22 protein-coding genes are annotated in these 23,044 nt (G+C 69.1%); 9 read left to right on the top strand and 13 right to left on the bottom strand.

The window, feature by feature from the left end:
* The 5 genes from ACE3TL_RS10725 to ACE3TL_RS10745 all read right to left on the bottom strand — a co-directional run.
* Positions 1–251: F0F1 ATP synthase assembly protein I (locus ACE3TL_RS10725; protein ID WP_374578682.1), on the bottom strand; the 251-nt coding region annotated here is incomplete at its 3' end.
* Positions 252–476: 225 nt separating this feature from the next.
* On the bottom strand, positions 477–3,920 hold the full coding sequence (locus ACE3TL_RS10730) for an AAA family ATPase (RefSeq protein ID WP_374578683.1): 3,444 nt from the start codon (positions 3,918–3,920) through the stop codon (positions 477–479).
* 16 nt (positions 3,921–3,936) lie between these two features.
* Complete coding sequence (locus ACE3TL_RS10735; protein ID WP_374578684.1) at positions 3,937–4,545, bottom strand: thioredoxin domain-containing protein; 609 nt, start codon at positions 4,543–4,545, stop codon at positions 3,937–3,939.
* A 3-nt stretch (positions 4,546–4,548) separates the two neighbouring features.
* Positions 4,549–5,166, bottom strand: coding sequence for a DsbA family protein (locus ACE3TL_RS10740; RefSeq protein WP_374578685.1), 618 nt, complete (start codon positions 5,164–5,166; stop codon positions 4,549–4,551).
* A 76-nt stretch (positions 5,167–5,242) separates the two neighbouring features.
* Entirely contained in the window at positions 5,243–5,785 is a 543-nt protein-coding gene (locus ACE3TL_RS10745; protein ID WP_374578686.1) for a DUF721 domain-containing protein, read from the bottom strand.
* Positions 5,786–5,843: 58 nt separating this feature from the next.
* On the opposite strand from ACE3TL_RS10745, the gene mutY reads away from it, so the two are divergent.
* The gene (mutY, locus tag ACE3TL_RS10750) at positions 5,844–6,890 is read left to right on the top strand and encodes an A/G-specific adenine glycosylase (protein WP_374578687.1); all 1,047 of its coding nucleotides are present in this window, start codon (positions 5,844–5,846) and stop codon (positions 6,888–6,890) included.
* A 2-nt stretch (positions 6,891–6,892) separates the two neighbouring features.
* Here mutY and ACE3TL_RS10755 read toward each other — a convergent pair whose 3' ends face one another.
* The 3 genes from ACE3TL_RS10755 to ACE3TL_RS10765 all read right to left on the bottom strand — a co-directional run bounded on the left by ACE3TL_RS10755 (position 6,893) and on the right by ACE3TL_RS10765 (position 9,247).
* On the bottom strand, positions 6,893–7,975 hold the full coding sequence (locus ACE3TL_RS10755; RefSeq protein WP_374578688.1) for a site-specific DNA-methyltransferase: 1,083 nt from the start codon (positions 7,973–7,975) through the stop codon (positions 6,893–6,895).
* A 68-nt stretch (positions 7,976–8,043) separates the two neighbouring features.
* The gene (locus tag ACE3TL_RS10760; protein ID WP_374578689.1) at positions 8,044–8,655 is read right to left on the bottom strand and encodes a ribonuclease HII; all 612 of its coding nucleotides are present in this window, start codon (positions 8,653–8,655) and stop codon (positions 8,044–8,046) included.
* 1 nt (position 8,656) lies between these two features.
* Positions 8,657–9,247 (bottom strand): DNA-3-methyladenine glycosylase I, encoded by a 591-nt coding sequence (locus ACE3TL_RS10765; RefSeq protein ID WP_374578690.1) that lies wholly within the window; start codon positions 9,245–9,247, stop codon positions 8,657–8,659.
* Positions 9,248–9,732: 485 nt separating this feature from the next.
* On the opposite strand from ACE3TL_RS10765, the gene ACE3TL_RS10770 reads away from it, so the two are divergent.
* Positions 9,733–11,220: a hypothetical protein gene (locus tag ACE3TL_RS10770; RefSeq protein ID WP_374578691.1), complete on the top strand. Its 1,488-nt coding sequence runs from the start codon at positions 9,733–9,735 to the stop codon at positions 11,218–11,220.
* A gap of 223 nt (positions 11,221–11,443) precedes the next feature.
* On the opposite strand, the gene ACE3TL_RS10775 is transcribed toward ACE3TL_RS10770, so the two are convergent.
* Positions 11,444–12,241, bottom strand: a complete 798-nt coding sequence (locus ACE3TL_RS10775) for a folate-binding protein YgfZ (protein WP_374578692.1) — start codon at positions 12,239–12,241, stop codon at positions 11,444–11,446.
* A gap of 61 nt (positions 12,242–12,302) precedes the next feature.
* Here ACE3TL_RS10775 and ACE3TL_RS10780 point away from each other — a divergent pair, with 61 nt between their 5' ends.
* Both ACE3TL_RS10780 and ACE3TL_RS10785 read left to right on the top strand, forming a co-directional pair.
* A complete protein-coding gene (locus tag ACE3TL_RS10780) occupies positions 12,303–13,268 on the top strand; it encodes a glycosyltransferase family 9 protein (protein ID WP_374578693.1) in 966 nt (321 codons plus the stop codon).
* A 23-nt stretch (positions 13,269–13,291) separates the two neighbouring features.
* Complete coding sequence (locus tag ACE3TL_RS10785) at positions 13,292–14,626, top strand: dihydroorotase (protein ID WP_374578694.1); 1,335 nt, start codon at positions 13,292–13,294, stop codon at positions 14,624–14,626.
* Between the two features lie 25 nt (positions 14,627–14,651).
* Here ACE3TL_RS10785 and vapC read toward each other — a convergent pair whose 3' ends face one another.
* The 3 genes from vapC to ACE3TL_RS10800 all read right to left on the bottom strand — a co-directional run bounded on the left by vapC (position 14,652) and on the right by ACE3TL_RS10800 (position 16,079).
* Entirely contained in the window at positions 14,652–15,059 is a 408-nt protein-coding gene (gene vapC, locus ACE3TL_RS10790) for a tRNA(fMet)-specific endonuclease VapC (RefSeq protein WP_374578695.1), read from the bottom strand.
* Positions 15,060–15,281: a type II toxin-antitoxin system VapB family antitoxin gene (gene vapB / locus ACE3TL_RS10795; RefSeq protein WP_374578696.1), complete on the bottom strand. Its 222-nt coding sequence runs from the start codon at positions 15,279–15,281 to the stop codon at positions 15,060–15,062.
* A gap of 543 nt (positions 15,282–15,824) precedes the next feature.
* A complete protein-coding gene (locus tag ACE3TL_RS10800; protein ID WP_374578697.1) occupies positions 15,825–16,079 on the bottom strand; it encodes a DUF2249 domain-containing protein in 255 nt (84 codons plus the stop codon).
* 50 nt (positions 16,080–16,129) lie between these two features.
* Between ACE3TL_RS10800 and ACE3TL_RS10805 the strand changes: the two genes are divergently transcribed.
* Complete coding sequence (locus tag ACE3TL_RS10805; protein WP_374578698.1) at positions 16,130–16,582, top strand: ribonucleotide reductase subunit alpha; 453 nt, start codon at positions 16,130–16,132, stop codon at positions 16,580–16,582.
* A 131-nt stretch (positions 16,583–16,713) separates the two neighbouring features.
* Here ACE3TL_RS10805 and ACE3TL_RS10810 read toward each other — a convergent pair whose 3' ends face one another.
* Positions 16,714–17,586 (bottom strand): alpha/beta fold hydrolase, encoded by an 873-nt coding sequence (locus ACE3TL_RS10810; protein WP_374578699.1) that lies wholly within the window; start codon positions 17,584–17,586, stop codon positions 16,714–16,716.
* Between the two features lie 36 nt (positions 17,587–17,622).
* Here ACE3TL_RS10810 and ACE3TL_RS10815 point away from each other — a divergent pair, with 36 nt between their 5' ends.
* The 4 genes from ACE3TL_RS10815 to ACE3TL_RS10830 all read left to right on the top strand — a co-directional run bounded on the left by ACE3TL_RS10815 (position 17,623) and on the right by ACE3TL_RS10830 (position 22,877).
* On the top strand, positions 17,623–18,255 hold the full coding sequence (locus tag ACE3TL_RS10815; protein ID WP_374578700.1) for a TetR family transcriptional regulator: 633 nt from the start codon (positions 17,623–17,625) through the stop codon (positions 18,253–18,255).
* Positions 18,256–18,543: 288 nt separating this feature from the next.
* Positions 18,544–19,551 carry a DUF898 family protein gene (locus ACE3TL_RS10820; protein ID WP_374578701.1) on the top strand — a complete coding sequence of 336 codons (1,008 nt, stop codon included), beginning with the start codon at positions 18,544–18,546 and terminating at the stop codon, positions 19,549–19,551.
* Between the two features lie 12 nt (positions 19,552–19,563).
* Entirely contained in the window at positions 19,564–21,333 is a 1,770-nt protein-coding gene (locus ACE3TL_RS10825) for a feruloyl-CoA synthase (RefSeq protein WP_374578702.1), read from the top strand.
* Positions 21,334–21,335: 2 nt separating this feature from the next.
* Positions 21,336–22,877, top strand: a complete 1,542-nt coding sequence (locus ACE3TL_RS10830) for an acetolactate synthase large subunit (RefSeq protein WP_374578703.1) — start codon at positions 21,336–21,338, stop codon at positions 22,875–22,877.
* Positions 22,878–23,044: the final 167 nt, after the last annotated feature.

Below are 23,044 nucleotides of genomic sequence, written 5' to 3' on the forward strand. Positions count from 1 at the left end.
GAAACGCCGAAGCCCACCAGGACTCCGGTGATCATCCCCCAAGGCGCCGTCTTGAAGACGACGTCCGCCCCGGCTCCGAAGCCCAGGCCCACGAAGACCCCGCCTATCAGCACGCCAATCAGGCGATAGCCGTAGCCGGCGGCCTTGGAGCCGTAATCGTGCGTCGTCGGGGTCGTGCGCTGTTCCAGCGCGGCGGCCCGTTCATCGAGGCGCCTGATCGCCTCGTCACGCGAATTTTCCGGATGCGGCATGCGTCGGAGGCTTGTTTAGACCACGACGTCGCCGCCGCGGCCGGGGCTTCAAGTCGCGCGGAACCTATAGGCGTGGGTGCGGTGCGTCAAGGCTGGGGTTGTGTGATTTAGCGGGCTGTATTTGTTGAGTTTTTCGCCGTCGCGACAACTCGTCCGCCGCCCGCGGCGTCCGTTCGGCGAAGGCCGGTCGCGAACCGCATGGAGATTCCGTTGCGGAACCTTGGCCTATTGCGCCGCCATCGCCTCGGCCTGACGCAGGTCCACCGAGACCAGTTGCGAGACCCCGCGCTCGGCCATGGTCACGCCGAACAGCCGGTCCATACGGGCCATGGTGACGGGGTTGTGGGTGATGGTGATGAAGCGGGTCTCGGTGCGCCGGCGCATTTCGTCGAGCAGGTTGCAGTAGCGGTCGACATTGGCGTCGTCGAGCGGGGCGTCGACCTCGTCCAGCACGCAGATCGGGGCCGGCTGGGCCAGGAACACTCCGAAGATCAGGGCGCAGGCGGTCAGGGCCTGTTCGCCGCCGCTCATCAGGCTCATGGTCGACAGCCGCTTGCCGGGCGGACAGGCGTAGATCTCCAGGCCGGCCTCCAGCGGATCGTCCGATTCCACCAGCCGCAGCTCGGCCTGACCGCCCTGGAACAGCGCCTGAAACAGCGCCTTGAAGTGCTCGTTGATGACGTCGAATGCGGCCAGCAGCCGCTCTCGGCCCTCGCCGTTCAGTTCGTCGATTCCCTGGCGCAGGCGGGCGATGGCGCCGGTCAGGTCGGCGCGCTCGCTGAGCATGGTCTCCAGGCGCGCGCCGTGCTCGGCCATCTCCTCCTCGGCCCGCAGGTTCACCGCGCCGATCGAATCGCGCTGGCGCTCCAGGTTGTAGAGGTGGGCCTCCATGCCGCCGGCGTCGGTCGGGATGGCCACCGCCTCGCCCGCCAGGCTGCGGCCGAGTTGTTCGGGCTCGGTCCGCGCGGTCTCGCGGATCTGGCCGGTGATCTCGGTCAGGCGCTCGGTCGCCGCCTCCAGCTTGGCGGCGAGGGCGGCGCGCAGCTCGCGCGCCTCGCCCGCCGCGCCCTCGGCGGCGCGCAGGGCGCGGTCGGCTTCGGTGCGCGCGGCCTCGGCCTGGGCCAGGGCGTCGGCCGACTGGGCGCGGCGGGCCTCGGCCTGGGTGAGTTCGTCCAGCAGGCGGGCGAGCCGTTCCTGGTGCGAGGCGGGCGCCTCGCGAGCCTTGTCGAGATTGGCCTGCACCTTGGCCCGGCCCTCGGCCAGGTCTTCCAGCCGGCGCGCGGCGGCCTTGCCGCGCCGCGTCCAGTCGTCGGTGTCGCGTTTCAAGGTCTCGTGGCGACGCGCGCGGCCGTCGCGTTCGCGGATTTCCAGCTCCAGGGCGGAGCGGGCGGCGGATGCGGCCTCCCGCGCCACGCCGGCGGCGGCGCGCGCCTGGGCCAGACGCTCGGCGAGGTCGCTCTCCTCGGCCTGGCCGGCGGTTTCGGCGAGGGCTGTAGCCAGGATCTGCTCGGCCTCGGCCAGTTCGCCTTCGTAGCGGCCGATCATGTCGTCCAGCGACTGCGCTTGGGCCTCGCGCCGCGCGGCCTCGCGTTCCAGCTTTTCCAGGTTGGTGCGGGCGACGGCGACCTTCTGTTCGGCGGCTGGAGGTTCGCGGCGGGCCGCGCGCGCGGCGTCCTCGGTCGCCCGGACGCGGGCGCTGGCTGCGGCCAAGGCCTCCTTCGCCGCCGCGGCGCGGGGCGAGACGGTCTCGATCTCGGTCTCGACTTCGGCCAGCCGGGTCTTCTGCTCCATGCGGATGGCGGCGGGCTTGGGCGCGTCGGCGCGGGCGACGAAACCGTCCCAGCGCCAGAGGTCGCCTTCGCGCGAGACGATCCGCGCGCCGGGCGGCAACTGCTTGCAGAGCCGCTCGCCGTCCTCGCGCGCGACCACGCCGATATAGGCCAGCCGCGCAGCCAGCGCGTCCGGCGCCTTCACCTTCGCCGCCAGGGGCTCGACGCCCGGCGGCCAGGCGGCGGGCGGCGCCTGGCCGCCGCTCCAGTGGGCCGGCGCCTTGGGGTCGAGGGCGGCGTCGAGGTCGTCGCCCAGGGCCGCGGCGACCGCGCGCTCGTAGCCGCGGGCCGGGATCACCGAATCGAGGGCCGGAGCAAAGCCGGTCCGCCGCTGCTGGGCGACGATCTGGGCCAGGGCGCGGGCCTCGGCCGTCAGCCGGCCCAGGTGTTCATCCTGCTTGCGCGAGGCTTCGCGCGCCTCGGCCTCGGCGGGCGCGGCGCAGGCGCGTTCTTCCTCGGCCGCTTCCAGCGCCGCGCGGAGGGCGGCGAGATGGGCCTGGGCGGTTTCGAGTTCGGCGCGGGCCGCCTCGATCTGCGGCGTCGACGCCGGGCCGAGCTGGGCGCGGTCGTTGCGGGCGCGCTCCAGGGCGCCGCGCGTGCGGGCGAGCCGTGTCTGCGCTTCGTCCACCCTTGCCGCGCCCGCCCGGCGGCGGGCTTCGGCGGCGGCGGCCTGGGCCGCTAGGTCCTCGACGGCCTTGTCGGCGGCGGTGCGCGCCTCTTCGGCGGCCTTGGCGGCGGCCTCCAGCTCAGGAACCCGCTCGGGCGCAGCGGCGATGGCTGCTTCCAGCGCCGCAAGATCCTCGGCCAGGCGCTCCAGAGCCGCCTGCGCGTCGTGGGCGATCTGGGTCTCGCGGGCGCGGTCGCCGTCGATGCGGGCAAGGTCCGAGGTCAGCCGCTCGACCTCGGCGGCCAGGGCTTCCCCCTCGCGCTCCAGCCGGTCCTTGTCGATGGCCAGCCGGTGCAGGATGGCCGCGGCGATGGTCTCGGCCTCGCGCAGCGGCTTGATCGCCTCCTCGGCCTGGGCGGCGCGGGTCGTGGCGGCGGCGGCTTGCCGGGTATGGGTCTCGACCGCTGTGGCCGCGGCGGCGGCCTCCTCGCGCAGCCGCGCGGCGGCGTCGCGCGCCTCCGACCAGCGGGCGAACAGCACCGCGCTCTGCAGGGTGCGGATCTCGGCCGACAACCGCTTGTAACGCTCGGCCGCGCGGGCCTCGCGCCTCAGGCGGTTCAGCGCGCCTTCCAGTTCACCGGCCACGTCGTCCAGGCGGGCGAGGTTGGTCTCGGCCGCCCGCAGCCGCAGCTCGGCCTCGTGCCGACGCGAATGCAGGCCCGAGACGCCGGCCGCCTCCTCCAGGATCAGGCGGCGGTTCTGCGGCTTGGCGGCGATCAGTTCGGAGATCTGGCCCTGGCGCACCAGGGCCGGCGAGTTGGACCCGGTGGAAGCGTCGGCGAACAGCAACTGCACGTCGCGTGCGCGGACCTCACGCCCGTTGATCCGATAGATCGAGCCGGCGCCGCGGTCGATCCGGCGCACCACCTCTAGCACCGGGCTGTCGTTGAAAGCCGGCGGCGCGCGCCGGTCGGAATTGTCGATGGTGAGCGTGACCTCGGCATGGTTGCGCGAAGCCCGCGCGCCTGAGCCGGCGAAGATCACCTCGTCCATGCCGCCGGCGCGCATCGCCTTGGCGGAGTTGGCGCCCATCACCCAGCGCAGGGCTTCCAGCAGGTTCGACTTGCCGCAGCCGTTCGGCCCCACGATGCCCGTGACTCCGGGCTCGATCCGAAATTCCGTCGGATCGACGAAGGACTTGAAGCCGGAGAGTCTGAGCCTCTGGAAGTGCACGGGCCGGGGGCGCCTCCTACCGCTTGGAGGCTTGCGCGATGGCCGCGTCGAGTTCGGCCAGCGTCATTTCGCCCACCTTCACGGTCTTGCCGTTGATGACGAAGGTGGGGGTTCCCTCGATCTTGCCCTCTTCAAGGGTTTTGGAGACCCGGGCATGCATGGCGTCCAGACCCTTCTGGTCGACGATGCAGGCCTTGACCTGGGCTTCGCTGAGTCCGCCGGCCGCACCGGCCCGGACCACCGAGGCCAGGGCGTCGCCGCTCTCGATCCAGACCGGCAGCTCGCGGAACATCGCATCGACCACGGCGAAGTACTTGTCCTTGCCGGCGCAGCGCGCAGTCAGGAAACCGGCGGCGGCGACCTGGGCCGGAGGGGTGGGTACCTCGCGCAGCACGTAATGGACCTTGCCGGTGTCGATGTACTTCTTGCGGAAGGCGGGGAAGACATCGCGGTTGAAGGCCGCGCAATGGGTGCAGGTGACCGAGGCGTATTCGATCACCTGAACCTTGGCCTTCGGATCGCCCAGCGCCATGTCGCCGTCCAGCGAGGCGGCGAGAGCCGGCCCGCCAGCCAGCGCTAGGGCCCCGAGAACCGCGACGGCGATGTGGCGGGTCGGCCCGGCCATGACCTACTTCGAGGCCTCGGCGACCGCGGCGTCCAGCTCGGCCATGGTGACCTCGCCTTCCTTGATCTTCTTGCCGTTGACGATGAACGAGGGGGTGGCGGTGATCTTGTCGGTCTTGATCGCCTTTTCCATCCGCTCGTTCAGCGACTGGAGAGCCGCTTCGTTGGTGATGCAGGCGTTGAACTGCTCTTCGGTCATGCCCGCCGACTGGGCGGTGCGCAGCAGCACGCCGCGCATGTCGCCGCTGGTGAACATCTCTTCCTGGGCGTGGAACAGCGCGTCGACCACGTTGAAGTACTTGTCCTTGCCCGCGCAGCGTGCGGTCAGGAAGCCGGCGGCGGCGACCTCGGCCGGCGGAGTCAGGAATTCCTTGAACGTGTAGTGGACCTTGCCGGTGTCGATGTACTTCTTCTTGAACTCGGGGAAGACGTCGCTGTTGAACTTGGCGCAGTGGACGCAGGTGACCGAGGCGTACTCGACCATCTTCACCTTGGCGTTCGGATCGCCCAGGGTCATGTCGGCAGTATCGGGCGCGCCAGCGCCGCCGCTCTTGGAGCAGCCGGCCAGGGCGAGCGCGCCCAGGGCGGCGGCGACGAGAAGACGACGGTTGAAGTTCGGCATTTGCACCTCTGCGGAATTCCGAATGAAAGATTAAAGCGCGATTCCCGGCGGCAGGAACGTGGCCGCCGGTCGAAAGTCAATCGGCCCGGCGCCGCAAGACGCCGCGACCCAAGCGGAGCAATGCGGCTTTCAGAGGGCCGTCGGGAACCCCGTCCAAGCCACGGGCCAGTTCGGCCTCCTGGGCGGCGTCCAGCGGCGGCGTCCGGCGCGGCTGGGGGCGGGGTTCGGGGGCCAGGCCGCGCAAGGGGCCCTGGACGATGCGCAGCTTGTTCACCGCCCCTTCGCCGAGGAACAGGTTCACCCGCGCGACGATCTCCGGCGCCTGGTGCTGGATGAGGGCGGCCGAGGCGCCGGCGACGCGGATTTCCAGCGCGCCCGGCCCGCCGCCGCGCGGCTTGGAGAGCTTCACCGGCTCGGTGCGCCGGGCGATGTCGGGGCCGACGATCTCGCGCCAGCGCGCCTGTAGCGCGCCCGGACCCTGGCCATACTTGGCGTCCAGCTCCTTGAGCAGCTTGCGAAGTCCGCGCCCGGCCGGCGGCGGCGGACGCCGCTGGGGCAAGGTCCGCTTGCGCGCCAGGATCTCGGCGGCTTCGGCGGGAGTGGGGAGCGGGCGTCGCATCGCCGCCATCCTACAACAGGGCTCCCGGTCGAGGCGAGGATCGGGTAGCGAGGAGGCCGTGACTCCCGAGACCCTGCGCGCCCGCCTGCTGGCCTGGTACGATGCGAACGCCCGCGACCTGCCCTGGCGTGTCGGGCCGGGCGACCACGCGGCCGGGGTGAGGGCCGATCCCTATCGCGTCTGGCTGTCGGAGGTGATGCTCCAGCAGACCACGGTGCCGCACGCCGCGCCCTATTTCCTCAAGTTCACCGCCCGCTGGCCGACCGTCTGCGACCTGGCGGCCGAGGCGGACGAAGAGGTGATGGCCGCCTGGGCGGGACTTGGCTACTACGCCCGCGCCCGCAACCTGCTGGCCTGCGCCCGGGCCGTGGCGCGCGGCCATGGCGGCGTATTTCCCGATACGGAGGAGGGGCTGCGGAGCCTGCCGGGGCTAGGGCCGTATACGGCCGCGGCCGTGGGGGCGATCGCCTTCGACCTGCCGACCAATGTGGTCGACGGCAATGTCGAGCGGGTGATGTCGCGGCTGTTTGCGGTGCAGACGCCGCTGCCGGACGGCAAGGCCGAGCTGAAGACCCTCGCCGGCTCGCTGGTGCGCGACGAGCGTCCGGGCGACTGGGCTCAGGCGCTGATGGACCTCGGGGCGACGATCTGCCGGCCCAAGGCGCCGCTCTGCGACCGCTGCCCGATTTCGCAAGGATGCGCGGCGTTCGCGGAGGGGCGGCCGGAGACCTATCCGCGCAAGGCGCCCAAGGCTGCGCGACCCCGGCGGCATGGCGTCGCCTACATCCTGACGCGGGGAACCGAGGTGGCGCTGGTGCGCCGGCCGCCCAAGGGCCTGCTCGGCGGCATGCTGGCCCTGCCGACCAGCGACTGGCGGGCGGCGGGTTGGGGCGACGCGGAGGCGCTGGCCGTAGCGCCGGCGGCGGCCGACTGGCGCGCGGTAGGCGAGGTCGAGCACGTCTTCACCCACTTCAGCCTGACCCTGCGTCTGCTGCGGGCGGAGGGGGACGCCGAGGGCCTGATCTGGACGCCGCGCGCGGGCCTGGACGCCCTGCCGAGCGTGTTCCTCAAGGCCGCGCGGGCCGGGCTCGGGAACCTGCTCTGAGCTCAGGCGCTCGGCATGGCCGAGCGGATCTTGGCGCGCAGGACGTCGATAGGGGCCAGGCCCTTGTCGGACTTGAAGTGCCAGTAGGTCCAGCCGTTGCAGGCCGGGGCCGACTGCACCATGGCGCCGACCTTGTGGATCGATCCGGAGAGCTCGCCGACCACTAGGCTGCCGTCGGCGCGCACGCGAGCCATCCGCTCGCCCTTGGGGCAGTAGAGCGCGTCGCCGGGACTGAGCAGGCCCGCTTCGAGCACCTGGCCGAAGGGCACGCGCGGTTCGGACTTCTTTGAGCCGGTGACCTCCAGGTCGCCCGGCGCGATAGGGACGATCTTGCTGATCCGCTCCTTGGCGAGCGCGACGTACTTCTCGTCCTGCTCCAGGCCGATATAGCGGCGGCCCAGGCGCTTGGCGGCCGCGCCGGTGGTGCCGGTGCCGAAGAACGGGTCGAGGATGATGTCGCCGGGCTTGGTCGAGGCCAGGATCACCCGATGCAGCAGGGCTTCGGGCTTCTGGGTCGGATGGGCCTTGGCGCCGGTCTCGTCCTTCAGCCGCTCCTCGCCGGTGCAGAGCGGGAAGGTCCAGTCCGAACGCATCTGGACGTCGTCATTGGCCATTTTCATGGCGTCGTAGTTGAAGGTGTACTTGCGTGCGCCGCGGCCCTTGGCGGCCCAGATCAGGGTCTCGTGGGCGTTGGTGAACCGGGTGCCCTTGAAGTTCGGCATCGGGTTGGTCTTGCGCCAGACGATGTCGTTCAGCAGCCAGAATCCCAAGTCCTGCAAGGCGACGCCGACGCGGAAGATGTTGTGATAGCTGCCGATCACCCAGAGGGCGCCGTCGTCCTTCAGCACCCGGCGGCACTCGGTCAGCCACTCGCGGGTGAACCGGTCATAGGCCGCGAAGCTCTCGAACTGGTCCCAGTGGTCGTCGACCGCATCGACCTTGGAGTTGTCGGGCCGCAGAAGCTCGCCGCCGAGTTGAAGGTTGTAGGGCGGGTCGGCGAAAACCAGGTCGACGCACTTGTCGGGCAGCTTGCGTAGCTGCTCGATGCAGTCGCCTTGGATGATCGTGTCGGCCTGGAGACCCATAACTCACCTCGATGTCCGGAGTTAAGAATCCTGAGTCATCGTGGTGAAGAGGGGTTTACCGAACGTGGTTAACAGCCGTTGATCTTGGTTAACGCCAGGCGCACCGGCTCCCAGCCGCGGCGGTGGATGGGGCAGGGGCCCAGGGTGCGCAGCGCCTCGACGTGGACCTGGGCGTGGTAGCCCTTGTGGCCGGCGAAGCCGTAGCCGGGATAGAGGGCGTCCATCTCGACCATCAGCCGGTCGCGGGCCACCTTGGCCAGGATCGAGGCGGCGGCGATCGAGGCGCTGATCGCGTCGCCCTTGACCACGGTCTTGATTTCACAAGGTAATTTAAAGCGATAGTTGCCGTCGACCAGGGCGAAGGTCGGGGCGACGGAAAGCTGCTCCACCGCCCGCCGCATGGCCAGGCCTGTGGCGTGGAGGATGTTGAGCTCGGCGATCTCCTCGACGCTGCCGAAGGCCACGGCCCAGGCGACGGCGCTCTCCTTGATCTCGATCTCCAGCGCGGCGCGGGCCTTGGGGCTGAGCTTCTTCGAGTCGTCCAGGCCGGGCGGCACGCGGGCCGGATCGAGGATCACGGCCGCGGCGCTGACCGGGCCGGCCCAGGGGCCGCGGCCGGCCTCGTCCACCCCGCAGACGGGGCTGGTCGGGCAGGCTAGTTCGAGCATCATGTCCGGCATTCTAGTGGGCCAGCCGCTTGACCTGCTCATGCCGGTGGCAGCAGGTCAGGTGGTCGTTGACGAAGCCGGTGGCCTGCATGAAGGCGTAGACGATCACCGGGCCGACGAACTTGAAGCCCTTGGATTTCAAGGCTTTGGATATCTCCTCGGCGACGCGGGTCTGGGCCGGCACCTGGCCGATCTCCTCCCAGCGGTTCTGGATCACCCGGCCGTTGGTGAAGCTCCAGAGGAACTGGCTGAAGTCCTCGCCCGCCTCGCGCATGTCCAGATAGATCCGCGCGCCGGCGATGGCCGCGTCGATCTTGGCGTTCGAGCGCACGATGCCGGAATTGGCCATCAGGGCGGCGCGCTCGGCCTCGCCGAAGCGGGCCACGGCCTCGGGGTCGAAGCCGGCGAAGGCCTCGCGGAAGGCTTCGCGCTTGCGCAGGATGGTTATCCACGAGAGCCCGGCCTGAAAGCCGTCGAGGACCAGCTTCTCCCAGAGCGCGCGCGAGTCGTACTCAGGCACGCCCCATTCGGTGTCGTGATAGGCCTCGTAGAGCGGGTCGCCGGCCATGCCGCGCCAGCCGCATCGAATCAGGTCGCCGGTCATGGGACGCAGTCTTGGCGTTCGGCAGGTTCGGCTTCAAGCGGCGCCGATAGGGCCTCTATCGGCAGGTTTAGGGCCTGGAGCTTCCAGAAACCCTTACGATAGAGGGCTATTTGGCCGGATGTCGCAGGTTTGCGAAGCTTCGACACATCGAAAATCGGCGCGGTTATCGGCAGCCGGCAGGTTTAAGCGCGGCCGCCCCGATCTGGGTGGTGTTCCAATATTCGTCATCCTCGACCGGAGCGAAGCGGAGTGTCGGGGACCCATAGACGCAGCGAGGCATGCGCGAGCGCGGAGATTTCGGTGTTCATGGGTGGTTGGGACAAGCCCAGCTATGACGATCTAAAAATTAAAACAGTCAGCAGTCTCCGCGCAGACTATGTTGCTATCACCTGAACTTGATGGTGGTAATCCTTGGGTGCGTGCTTCGAGAGAAGCTCGTCGCTTGAGAATCTACGGAAGCGTAGTTGACGGCCTCTGGGGGAGTGATGCGTTTCTTGTACCGAACTATTGCGGCCGGATTTACATTGCTGGTGATTTCCGCTGGCGGGCCTTTGTCTGTGCATGCGTCCACGCTTGAGCAGCGCATCTTAGCTGCCAGCGAGAAGCTCGAACAGGGAGACTGCCGCGGCAGCCTGAAGTACTGGGATGCCGTGCTGCGCGACAAAGCGTTCCCGAATCTTACGGAGTCTGCACGGGACGCGACCTATAATCTGGCGGTCTACTGCGCTCTGCGGACCAATCAGGATGACCGAGCTTATCGGTACGCCTTGGGCGGAACGCGCCAATCCATCGGCACGGAATTTTTGTGGCGCGTTCGTTTCTCGACGGAACTGGATCAACTGCGCGACGTCCAAGCCGTTGAGACAGCGGAAGCTATGGCGATGCATAATCCCGCCGCCTTGAATGAGATGCCAGTGAGGCGGCTATTCCAACTTGAATATCGCGTGAGCTCTGATCCGCAGATGCATGCCCGTCTCCTGCGTGTGGTCGCAGCTCCAAGTTATCGACCGTATGATGTCTTTGGCGCGTCCGATGGCTTCAGGCGGAAGTACGCTGTGATGTTGGCCGACGCTGGCGATATAGCGGGCGCGCTGGAGTTGGTGCGATCGATCGAAGATCCCCCCAACCTCCTCAAGGCAAGCACCGACTCACGTCTGCGTGCGGCTTTGCCCCCCGAGTTCGATGGCCGCGCCCAAGTGGAACGCAGCCTAGCGAAGTTCAGCGATTTTGCCGCCAATCATCCAGAGTCGCTCGCGGTCGTGGTGCGCGTGGCGCAGCATCAACGCATGCTTGGCCTTATGGAGGAAGCGCTGGCGACGCTTGAAGCAGCGAGACCCGACCAACCAGGGAAAACTGCCTTTGTCGACCAAGATGAGTATATCAAGTGGTGGTGGGACGAGATGGCCCGCAGCTATCAGTGGCTTGGTCGTTATGATGACGCCGTGGCAGCGCTGCGCGCGGGTATGCTGATCGATGAGTACGGAAGGTCGAATGTCAGTCAGACGCTCAACCTCAGCCTTGCTCAATACCGGTTTGGCCGACCGGACGACGCGCTGGCCACCATTTCGGACATCGAGAAACGACTCAACGAGGTCAGCGCCTATGGCCGGATGGTAATGCATCTGGTTCGTGGGTGTTCACGTATGGCCACCGGTCAGGCCGCTGCAGCGCAGGCGGACTTGAGCTACGCTGTGGCACATGAGTTGGATCATCAGGAAGCCTTGACCACCCTTCAGCTATGCGCCGGGGATCTGGATGGGGCGGCGGCGACCCTAATTCGGCGACTTGACGACCCCGGCCGACGCGCCGAAGCGCTTCTCGAACTCAGCGACTTCGATCCTCCGCCCGCCACTTATCCGACGACGGCTGCTGACCTTCGTTTTGCTCAGGTATCAGTGCGTAAGGATGTGCAGGCCGCGATTGCTCGCGCCGGTTTAGTTCACCGCTTTCGGCTCCAGAAGACGGGTTTTTAGCTGTGAGCGCCTCAGCATGGTCGTATCGCCGGCCATCCTAGCGGGCAGTTTTCACTCCGGCGGAAGCGTCCTCGGACATGTCTTACCTTGCCTTGGTGCAAGAATGCCGTCCGGGATAGTTCATCCCATTATTGACGCAGCGACGCATGCGCGAGCGCGGAGATTCGGTGTCCATGGGTGGCCGGGATAAGCCCGGCCATGACGACCTGGGAAGCAAGACGATCTAGGAAGTAAGCCACTCCGGCGTTTCGGCCCGCACGGCGATCCCCTCGGCGACGAGGTCGCCGTCGAGGCGGTCGAGGCGAACGAGGGCGATGGCGCGGCCGGGCTGGCCGGAGAGGACTTCGCCGGCGCGGCGCTCGCCGTTCAGCAGCAGCTCGGCGCCCGGCGGCGGTGGCGCGCCGTCGAAGGCCAGCGGCAGCATGCGGTTCTTGATCTGGCCGCGGCGCTTCATGCGCGAGGTGGTCTCCTGTCCGACGAAGCAGCCCTTCTTGAAGTCGATGCCGTGCAGCAGGTCGAAATTGGCCTCGATGGGATAGGACTTCTCGACGCCCCAGTCGGCGGGGCCGGGCACGCCGAGGGCGAGGCGATGGGCGTCGTAGGCGATCTCGTCGGCGTCGGCGGTGACGGCGATGTCGTAGCCGCGCCAGCCGAGGGCGGGCAGGCGCGGGTCGGGCAACCACTCGGGGCCGGGATCGGCGTCCCAGGCGGCCAGCACCGGCGCCTCGTCGGGCGCGATCGTCACCTTGGCCCGCAGCCGGTACATGGTCAGGCGCAGGATCAGGGCCTGGCGATGCTCGCGGGCCACGTCGAGCCAGGCGCCGTCCTCGCGCCCGACGACGAAGAGGTCGTAGAGCAGCCGGCCCTGCGGGGTCAGCAGGGCGCCGAAGCGGACCTCGCCCGGGGCCAGGGTCTCGACGTCCTGGGTGATCAGGCCCTGGAGGAAGCTTCGCCAGTCCTCGCCCCCCAGGGCGATCAGGGCGCGGCTGGTCAGGGCGGCGATCTTCGGCTGCGTCGTCATGCGCCAGGAGTTAAGGGCTCGCCCGCTAGAGCGCCAGCGGAAGGAGCCCTATAGAAGAGCGATGGCGCACGGGGCTTTCCCGATTCTGTTCATCACCGCGACCCGCATCGGCGATGCGGTGCTGTCGTCCGGCTTGATCAAACGCCTGCTGGACGAGATCCCGAACGCGCGCTTCACCATCGTCGCCGGCAAGGCGGCCGCCCCGCTGTTCGCCGAGACGCCGCAGCTCGATCGCGTGATCGTGATGGAGAAGGCGCGCAACGGCGGCCACTGGTTCAAGCTGTGGCGCGAGGTGCGCCATCGCAAATGGGGCCTGATCGTCGACCTGCGCGGCTCGGCGGTCAGCCAGTTCCTTCGCCGCGAGCGGCGGGCGGTGTTCAAGCGCGGGTCCGGCCCGCCGGTCCACAAGGTGATCGAGGCCGCGCGGTTGCTGAAGATCGAGGACGAGGACGCCCCGGCGCCCTTTCTTTTCACCTCGGCGGCGACCGAGGCCTATGCCGACGAACTGACCGCGGGCAAGGGGCCGATCCTGGCCATCGCCCCGGCCGCCAACTGGGTGGGCAAGACCTGGCCGGCCGAGCGGTTCGCCCAGGTGGCGATCCAGCTTCTGGGTGGGCCGATGGCCGGCGGGCGGCTGATGCTGGTCGGCGGGCCCGACGACGGACGGGCGATCAGCGCCCTGCGCAGCGTGGTCCCGCGCGAGCGGACCATCGACCTGGCCGGCAAGGTCGAACTGCTGGCCACCTATGCCTGCCTGAAGCGCGCGCGGCTGTTCGTCGGCAACGATTCAGGCCTGATGCACATGGCCGCCGCGGCCGGGACGCCGACCATCGGCCTGTTCGGGCCGTCGGACGATCGGCTCTATGCGCCGTGGGGGCCGCACGCCAAGGTCGTGCGCGGGGTTCGGCGGCTGGAGGAGATCCGCGAGGTTGACCCGGACCTCTCGCAGGCGCTCTGTCACATGATGGACCTGCCGGTGGACTGGGTGACCGCCGCCGCCAGGGACCTGCTCGCCGAAACCGCTTAGTTCCAGACAGTCAGGACGATCCCATGCCCGAGACCTTCGACCTCATCGTGAGGGGCGGCGAGGTGGTGAACCATGCCGGCCGCGGCCTTGCCGACGTGGGCGTGCGCGGCGGCAAGATCGTCGAGATCGGCGACCTGTCGCAGGCCAGCGCGGGCCAGGTGTTCGACGCCAAGGGCCTGACCGTGCTGCCGGGGGTCATCGACAGCCAGGTCCACTTCCGCGAGCCGGGGCTGGAATGGAAGGAAGACCTGGAGACCGGATCGCGCGCGGCGGCCCTGGGCGGGGTGGTGGCGGTGTTCGAGATGCCCAACACCGAGCCGACCACGACCGACCCGGACGCCCTGACCGACAAGCTCGCCCGCGCCAGGGGGCGGATGCACACCGACCACGCCTTCTATGTCGGCGGCACGCACGAGAACGCCCAGTTCCTCGGCGAACTGGAGCGGCTGCCCGGCTGCTGCGGGATCAAGGTGTTCATGGGCGCCTCGACTGGGAGCCTGCTGGTGCAGGACGACGAGGGCATCGAGCAGGTGCTGCGCCATGTGAACCGCCGCGCGGCCTTCCACTCCGAGGACGAATACCGGCTGGCCGAGCGCCGGCCGCTGGCCCGCACTGGCGACTGGACCAGCCACGAGGAGGTGCGCGACGCGGCCTCGGCCCTGGAGAGCACGCACCGGCTGGTGCGGATCGCCAAGGCGCTGGGCAAGCGCATCCACGTGCTGCACGTCACCACGCGCGAGGAGATCGAGTTCCTGGCCGGGCACAAGGACGTGGCCAGCGTGGAGGTCACGCCCCAGCACCTGACCCTGACCGCGCCGGAAGCCTATGAGCGGCTGAAGGGCTACGCCCAGATGAACCCGCCGATCCGCAACGCCTATCACCAGGCCGGGCTGTGGCACGGGATCGCCGCGGGAATCGCCGACGTGCTGGGCTCCGACCACGCCCCGCACACCAAGGACGAGAAGGCCCGGCCCTATCCGGCCTCGCCGTCCGGAATGCCCGGCGTGCAGACCCTGGTCCCGGTGATGCTGACCCACGTGAACGAGGGGCGGCTGTCGCTGGAGCGGTTCGTCGACCTGACCAGCCACGGCGCCAACCGGGTGTTCGGCATGGCCGACAAGGGGCGGCTGGCGGTCGGCTACGACGCCGACATCACCGTGGTGGACATGAAGGCCCGCCGCATCATCAAGCACGAGGACATGGCCACCCGCGTCGGCTGGACCCCCTTCGACGGCTTCGAGGCCAAGGGCTGGCCGACCGCGACGATCATCCGCGGCACGCTGGTGATGCGCGACGACGAACTGGTCGCCCCGAGCCAGGGCCAGCCGGTGCGGTTCGCCGAGACGCTGGGCGGGTAGTGAGGCGGGCGGGCAGGGGCGGAGGTCAGGCCTTCGCCAGCCAGTCCTCGCATCGCAAGCCGTCGACGCGGCGGAATTCGGCCAGGTTGCCGGTGACGACGGTCAGGCCCCGGCTGCGGGCGTGGCCGGCGATCAGCAGGTCATAGCCGCCGATCGGTTCGCCGCGACGCTCCAGCGCGGCGCGGATGTCGGCGGCATGGTCGGCGGCGGCTTCGTCGAACGGGAGGACATCCAGCCGCGCCGCGAAGCGCTCGACTTCGCCGCGGTTATGCTCCGGACGGGCGGACTTGGCGGCGCCGTGGAGCAATTCGGTGAAGACGATCGTCGAAATGCAGAGACTGCTGGCTTCCAGGTTGAACCGCTCGCGAACCTGCGGCGGCCGGTCCCGCAACACCCGGATGCAGAGGTTCGTATCGAGCAGGTAGCGCAGCATTCAGAGCGGCTCGCGCGACTGCAGCTCGGGCTGGTCGCGATCGCCGAGGTCGACGCCGGGGGCGTCGAAGAAATCGTCCCAGGCCGCATCGGCCGGCACGATCAGCCGGCGTTTTCCATCGCGCAGAATGACGACGGAACGCACGCTCTCCGGGAACGCGACCTCCTTGGGAAGGCGAACGGCTTGAGAGCGGTTGGATTGGAAAAGGCTCGTTCGGGTCATGGCGCACCTTGGGATATGCCAAACGTATATCCCAAACCCTGACGGATCAAGTTTGCGTCGGCTGGCGCGCGGAGGGGGGCGAGTTTTCCGGCCTGGGTCGTGCCGGTGGGAAAGGCCTAAAGGGAAACACCAAGACCACGAAGAACACTAAGGTCACCAAGGAGGGTGTGGGCCGTCGGGTCTGGCGGGGGGCGGTGTACCTATTTTTGGGCCGCTCCCAGCTTTTTCATCTAACGCCGCCCCGGAGGCGTCACTGTGATCGTCTATTTGCATTTGACGGAGTAGGGTGGCGCATGGACAAGCGACGAGCCGAAATTGAGCGCTCTTTGCGACGCGAAGAGTATCCGCAGTTCGCTCACGATCCTCGCGAGTTGGGGGCGTCTAGGCGACGCAAGCCTCCTGGGGGGAAAGCGGGCGGTACCGAGCCTTTGCCCGCGGAGCCTCGCGGTGGGGGCGGGCTCAGTGGCGGAGCGGCCGCAGCAGTTGATGAGAGCAACGTCCGCTAAGGGGTCGCAAGCGGGCCTTGCGGCCCCGCCGCCTCGCTCAGGCCTGCTTGATGAAGTCGATGACCACGCCGTCGCCGGTGCGATGCCGGTACTCGACGGCCACCGTCTCGCCGAAGCGCTGCTCCATCTGGCGCAGCAGGGGCAGGGGGTCGTGGTCGTTGACGAAGCGCATGGTCTCGCCCGGCTCCAGGGAGTCCAGCGCGCCGAAGATGGCGGCGTGGCGGAAGCGCTTGGCCACGCCGCGCGCATCGAAGGGATAGATCGCATCGGAGGTCGTGTGGGTGTGGCTCATGGGAGGCTCCTTTGCGATGCTTATGGCGCGCGCGGCGTCGCGAGGGCTTGATGTCGAGCAAGTCCGCGCTCCACAATTTCGGCTACCTGCCTCCCATGACCGAGCCATCCCACTTCCAGCAGTTGCTGACTGTCGCCCGCGAACAGTCCGAGCCGCACCGGCTATTGTTCGTCTTCGCCGCCGCCGAACTGCCCGATCATCCGACCCCGGCCCAGCGGGCGGGCTTTCTGGCCGGGCGCGGCGGGGCGCTGGTTCCGCTGATGTGCGTGGACAAGGCGCCCGGCGACCTCGCGGGGTTCGAGGCCCTGGCCGCGGAATCCGAACTCGCCGGCCCGCCCTGGCAGGTGGTGTTCGCCGCCGCCCTCGCCGGGCGGGACGGCAAGCCCCCGGAAGAGAGCGCGGTCGAGAGCGCGTTGAGCTCGATGGTCGAAGCCGTGCGCGTCGGAGCCTTCGGCCGCTTCGCCGCCTTCGATCGGTCGGGCGATCCGCTGGTTCTTTCCTGACGGGCCGCCTTTCCGGCGAAGGCGGAGTTCATGGGTGGCCGGGACCTGACGGCCCGGCCATGACGAAGTTGGAGAGGATCAGTTTAGAGCAGCGGACGCGTCGGCGGTTGGGGCTGGTCAAGATTTCCATGTCAGGAACTGGAAACGGACGCATCCTCCAATCGCAGACGGTCCAGGATCAAGTTCCAGGCCGCCGCGCCCAACTCACGGTCGGCGGCGGGCGTACCGCCCCAGGCGCGTTCGATAGGGGCTGCGAGCTGGGTTTCACCGGGGAAGACAGGGCTGTGGCCAGCGTCAGGGTGTTCTATCAGCGTAGATGATCGTCCATATCGTTCCAGGCGTTCCACGATACGTCTGGCTGCAGTGTCGGAAGGCCAGAGCGCGTCCGCCCGCCCCGCCACAAGGAGGATGTCGCCCCGAATTTGCTCCACCGGAATAGAGGCGGCTGGAACGTCTTCCGCGAAGGTGTTCAGGCTAAGCTCGTACATTGGGCGATAGGCCGGATTTTGCGTACCGAACGGCGGCCAGACACGCGGGTCCCAGACAATAAAGGGCAGCGGTTCGTCGTTCCAGGCGAACGCTGAACGAGGAGGCCAAGCGGAGCCGTCCGTCCCAGGGCCGTTATTCTGCCAGACCACGTCCGACGGGCTGATCGCGATCACGTGGTCGATGCGGGAGTCCCTGGCGGCCGTAAGCAGAGCGGCCATCGCCCCAAACGATGTGCCGAGAAGAGCGATGCGATCACAACCCTCGGCTTGCAGACGGTCGACGCCGCGAACGAATATCTCAAGAGGTACGAGGTTGATGCCTGGCGGCTGACCTTTGCCGCCCCACCAGCGTAGGGCCAGGGCCGTTGCGCCCAGCTTGGCGAAGCGTTCGGCGCGCTCCACATCCACCCGCCCGCTGGAGCCGGTGAGAATTATTATGCCCAGACCGTTTGGGGTGTCCGGGGAAATCAGCGCGCCTTGTATGTCACCGTCCGGCAAGTGCTTGGTGGTGGTCATTCTGGACCTCTGCATCAAACGCATGAAATATGCGCTATGTATAAAATGCATGGTGCGTATTTTTGGGCAATGGATGAAATCACTTCTGAGCGCACAGCCGCCCGTCGAAAGGGCGCCAAGCGCGAGCGCACGCGCGCCGCGCTCATCACCGCCGCTGGTGATCTGATCCGAGACCATGGCTACGAGGCTGCGACGCTTGAGGCCATCGCCGCGAAGGCGGGAATGACCCGAGGCGCCATCTACGGGAATTTTGGCAATCGCGATGATCTGTTCGCCGAGGTCGTGCTGGATCGCTGGACGCCGGTGATGCCGGAATACGTTCCTGGGACCAGCTTTCGCGAGCATATGGCGCGACTTGGGCATGCCTACGCCGCTGCGGCGCGACAGAGAGCTCCGGTCGCTGTTCACGCTGCGTCGTTTCAGTTGCAGGTCCGCCGCCATGAAACTCTACGACGTCGAGTGGCGATCCAGGGGCGCGAGATTATTGAGAACGCCGCACGTGAACTGCTGAGGTTTTATCCCGAAGAAGAACTGCCGATGCCCGCCGTACCCTTCATCAAGACGCTGGCGGCGTTGGGGGAGGGATTAATGGCGGCCTATTTCGCAGACCCTGAAGCGTATCCGGAGGAAGTCTTCGTAGAAGCGTTCAAGGCTATCGCGAGCCGTTGACCCGCTGTGTCCTGGCTATACGCCGCTTGGTGGCGATCAGGTCGGCGGAAGTGAGGGGCAATTCCTCAAGGCTATTAGATTTCCGATCCCATCCAAGGAGATCGTGGCGATCAGCAAGCAAGACTGGGCGCCGTGTACAGCCGAAACCGGAGGGCCACGGTGCTCTTCGCTCCCTGCGTGCGCCTTCGGGTCTCGGAAACACTTGGGCGCTAGGGTGGGCTGGCCGGAGCGGGGTGGCGTTGCGGCGCCGCAGTGACGGGTTCGGTCACATGCGTAGTGAGGAGTTGCATGTCGCGAACCGACGGCGTGGCCGGCGGCACGAGTTTGGCGCTTGAGCAGCAGATCGATACGGCGGCCTTCCTGGGCCTGAGCCTGCGCTGCGCCCTGCTGACGGTCGCGACGCTGGGCCTGTACGGCTTCTGGGGGCGCAGCGAGGCGCGGCGCTGGCTGTGGGACGCCACCGCCCTGGGCGGCGAGCCGCTGGAATACGGCGGGACGGGCGGCGAACTGCTGGCCGGGTTCGTCATCAAGTGGCTGGCGGTGGGCGGCTGCCTGCTGGGCGCGTGGGCGAGTTTTCGGGCCATGGGGCCGTGGGGCGCGCCGCTGATCGCGCTGCTGACCGGCGCTGCGGTCTACGCCTATGGCTTCACCCGGTTCGCGGGGTTCGTGTACCTGGCCAGCCGCACCGCCTGGCGCGGGGAGATGTTCGAGGTCGAGGGTTCGCCGGTGGCGTTCGCGGCGCGGGAGCTGCGCGACGCGGCGCTGATGGTGCTGACCGCCGGCTGGTGGGCGCCGAGGGTGGCGCGGGCGCGGGGCCAGGCGCTCTGGGGCGGGCTGCGCCATCCGAAGGCCTGGCCGGGCTATGACGCGGCGGCGGCGGCCCGCCAGCCGCTCTACAGCGCCTTTGCGATCGGATGGTTCGCGAGCGTGATGGTCGTGCTGTTCGTCGGCGGAGTGATGCTGGGCCTGGCGTCGGGGTTCTTCCCGACGCCGCAGCCGGGCGCGGCGCCGAGCGTGGGGCAGCTTGCGGCCCTGGCCCTGCTGCTGGCGGGGCTGTGGCTGCTGCTGCGGGCGGCCTGGGCGCCCTATGGCCAGGCGGTGCGGGCCGCGAGTGCGGCGGGGTTCGGCCTGCGGCTGGCGTGGGGCGGGAAGGGCGCAGCGCGGGCGGCCCTGGCCGACGGGGCGGCTCTGGTCGGGTCGCTGGGTTTCCTGAAGCCCTGGGTGCGGGCGCGTGAGCGCGTGCGATTGTTGCGGGCCTTGGCGCCGCCCCTTTCCCCTGGAGCCTGGCGCGGCTAAGGCTAGGAGATCATGGACGCCAGAATCCGCCGCATCGACGCTCCGTTCCGCGATCCGCGCTATGCGCCGCGGCGGCTGGAGGTCGAGGACCGGGGCGGGGGCGAGCTGGTCCTGACCAATCCGACGCCGCACGCGACGAACTTCACCACCATGACCCAGGCCCTGGCGCGCTGGGCCGGCGAGGCGCCGGGGCGCACCTGGATCGCCGAGCGCTCGGGGCCGGGCTGGCGCGAAGTGTCGTTCAGCCAGGCCTGGGATGCGGTGCGGGCGCTGGCCGGGGGCCTGCGCGAGCTGGGCGTGGTCGGGGCGCGGCCGCTGCTGATCCTGGCGCGCAACGGGGTGGATCACGCGCTGATCAGCTATGGCGCGATGAGCCAGGGCATGCCGGTCGCGCCGGTCTCGCCGCAATACGGCCTGCCGGGGGCGAACCTCTCGCGGCTGGCTCATGCGGTCGAGGTGCTGAAGCCGGCGGCGGTCTATACCGAGGATGCGGAGCTGTTCGGCGAGGCGCTGGCCGCGCCGTTCCTGGTCGGGCTGCCGGTGATCGCGGGCAAGAACGCGCGGGCGGGCGACGTCGCGCTGGAGCGGCTGCTGGCCGCTGCGCCGGCCGAGCCGACGGCGAGGGCTGAGGATCACGCCAAGTACCTGCTGACCTCCGGCTCCACGGGCCTGCCCAAGGCGGTGATCTGCCTGCACAGGGGGATCGCGACGAACGCCGCGCAGATCGCCGCCTGTTTCGACGACGACGAGCCGCCGGTGATCGTCAATTCGGCGCCCTGGAGCCACAGCCTGGGGGCCAATTCGATCCTGCACATGGCGCTGCACCGCGGCGGCAGCGTCCATATCGACGCCGGCCAGCCGGTCGCCGGACGGTTCGGGGTGACGGTGGAGAACCTGAAGCTGGTCTCGCCGACCTATCACAACATGGTGCCGGCCGGCTGGATGCTGCTGGCCGGGGAGCTGGAGCGCGACGAGGCGCTGGCGAGGATGTTCTTCGCCCGCGTGCGGGTGCTGCAGTACGGCGGCGCCTCGCTCGGCCAGGACATCTGCGACCGCATCCAGGCGGTGGCCGTCGCGACGGTGGGCGAGAAGATCAGCTTCGCCTCGGGCTATGGGGCGACCGAGACCGGGCCGACCGCCTGCAACGTCCACTGGCCCAACGAGCAGATGGGTCTGATCGGCCTGCCGGCGCCGGGGACCCAGGTGAAGCTGACGCCGGCGGCCGGCAAGCTGGAGTTCCGGGTCAAGGGGCCGCAGGTCTCGCCCGGCTATCTGGGGCGGCCGGACCTGTCGGCGCAGAGCTTCGATGAGGACGGCTTCTACCTGCTGGGCGATGCGGCGCGGTTCGTCGAGGCGGGCGACCCGCAGGCGGGCCTGGCCTTCGACGGGCGCATCTCGGAGAACTTCAAGCTGGCCAGCGGCACCTTCGTCACGGTCGGCGAGGTGCGGGTGAAGGCGGTCTCGGCGGTGGGCGACGGCGTCACCGACGCGGTGGTGTGCGGCGAGGGGCGCGAGGCGCTGGGCCTGCTGTTCTATCCCAACCCGACCTGGCCGCGGGAGAAGGTTGAGGCGTCGGTGCGCGAGGGGATCGCGCGCCACAATTCCGCGGCGCAGGGATCGGGCGGCAGGATCGCGCGGGCCCTGGTGCTGCCTACGCCCCCGGACCCGAACGCCGGGGAGATCACCGACAAGGGCTATATCGCCCAGCCCATCGCGCGGAGCTTGCGGGCCGGCGAGGTGGAGCGGCTGTTTTCCGATTCAACTGACGTGATGGTGTTTTGAGCATGAACGGCGCCGACGCCCTGATTACGACCCTCGTGGACAACGAGGTCACCGCCTGCTTCGCCAATCCGGGCACCAGCGAGATGCAGTTCGTGGCGGCGCTGGACCGCCAGCCAAAGATGCGGCCGGTGCTGTGCCTGTTCGAGGGCGTGGCGACGGGGGCGGCGGACGGCTATGGCCGCATCGCCGGGACGCCAGCCTGCACCCTGCTGCACCTGGGGCCGGGCTATGGCAACGGCCTGGCCAACCTGCACAATGCGCGGCGGGCCTTCACGCCGGTCGTCAACGTGGTGGGCGACCACGCCACCTATCACCGCCAGTACGACGCGCCGCTGAACTCCGACATCCCGACCATCGTCGGGCCCAACTCGCTGTGGGTGAAGTCGGCCGACAGCCCCGACAGCGTGGCCGACATCGCCGCCGAGGCCATCGAGGCGAGCTATGGCCCGCCGGGCGGGCCGGTCAGCCTGATCCTGCCGGCCGACTCCGCCTGGCTGGAGACGCAGAAGGTGAGCGCCAAGGCGGTGCGGCCGGTGCGCGCCGCGCCGGCGGCCGGCGCGGTCGAGGACGTGGCCAAGGCGGTGCGGGCGGCGAAGAAGCCGGTCCTGCTGCTGGGCGGCCAGGCGACCGAGGCGGCGGGGCTGGCGGCGGCCGCACGCCTGCAGGCCGCGGGCGTGCGGGTGATGGTCGACACCTTCTGCGCGCGCCAACCGCGCGGAGCGGGCGTGTTCCAGCCGGCGCGGATGCAGTATTTCGGCGAGGCGGCGCTGGCGGACCTGGCCGGGACCGACCTGATGGTGTTCGTCGGCACGACGACGCCGGTCGCCTTCTTCGCCTATCCCGACCGGCCGAGCGTGCTGGTTCCTGAAGGCTGCGAGACCATGACCCTGGCCCAGCGCAGCGAGGATGCGGCGGCGGGCCTGACGGCGCTGGCCGATGTGCTGGGCGCGCCGGCCAGCGGGCCGGCCCAGCCGCTGCAGGTGGCCGACGCCGCGCCGACCGGGCCGCTGACCCCGCAGGCGGCGGGGGTGTCGATCGCCCGCCACCTGCCGGAAGGCGCGATCATCTGCGACGACTCGGTGACCTCGGGCGGCGGGGTCGCCGTGCCCTGTTCCACCGCCAGGCCGCATGACGTGCTGGCCCTGACCGGCGGGGCGATCGGCATCGGCGGGCCGCTGGCCGTCGGAGCGGCGACGGCGGCGCCGGATCGCAAGGTGGTGTCGCTGAACGGCGACGGCTCGGCCATGTACACGGTGCAGTCGCTGTGGACCATGGCGCGCGAGAACCAGGACGTGACGGTGGTGGTGTTCGCCAACCACTCCTACCGCATCCTCAATATCGAGATGGGCCGCACCGGCTCGGGCAATCCGGGGCCGTCGGCGAGCAAGCTGCTCGACCTGGGCGATCCGAAGATCGACTGGGTGTCGCTGGCCAAGGGGCTGGGCATGCCGGCGGTGCGCTGCGAGACGGCGGAGGAATTCGACGCCGCCTTCGCAAAGGCCATGGCCGAGCGCGGGCCGAAGTTCATCGAGGCGGCGATCTAGCGGGGCGTCTCTTTTCTCCCCCATCCGGATGCAGGGCTATCGCATATGGCTCGGATAAGCGGCGGCAGCCCCCTTCGCATGTCGTCCTGGAAAGCGCGCAGCGCTTGTCCGGGATCTATGAACACCGAGCTTTCAGGATCTGGCGCCGCCGAGACGGATTCTGAAAC

It is taken from the genome of Phenylobacterium sp. (assembly GCF_041920015.1).
Lineage (GTDB): Bacteria > Pseudomonadota > Alphaproteobacteria > Caulobacterales > Caulobacteraceae > Phenylobacterium.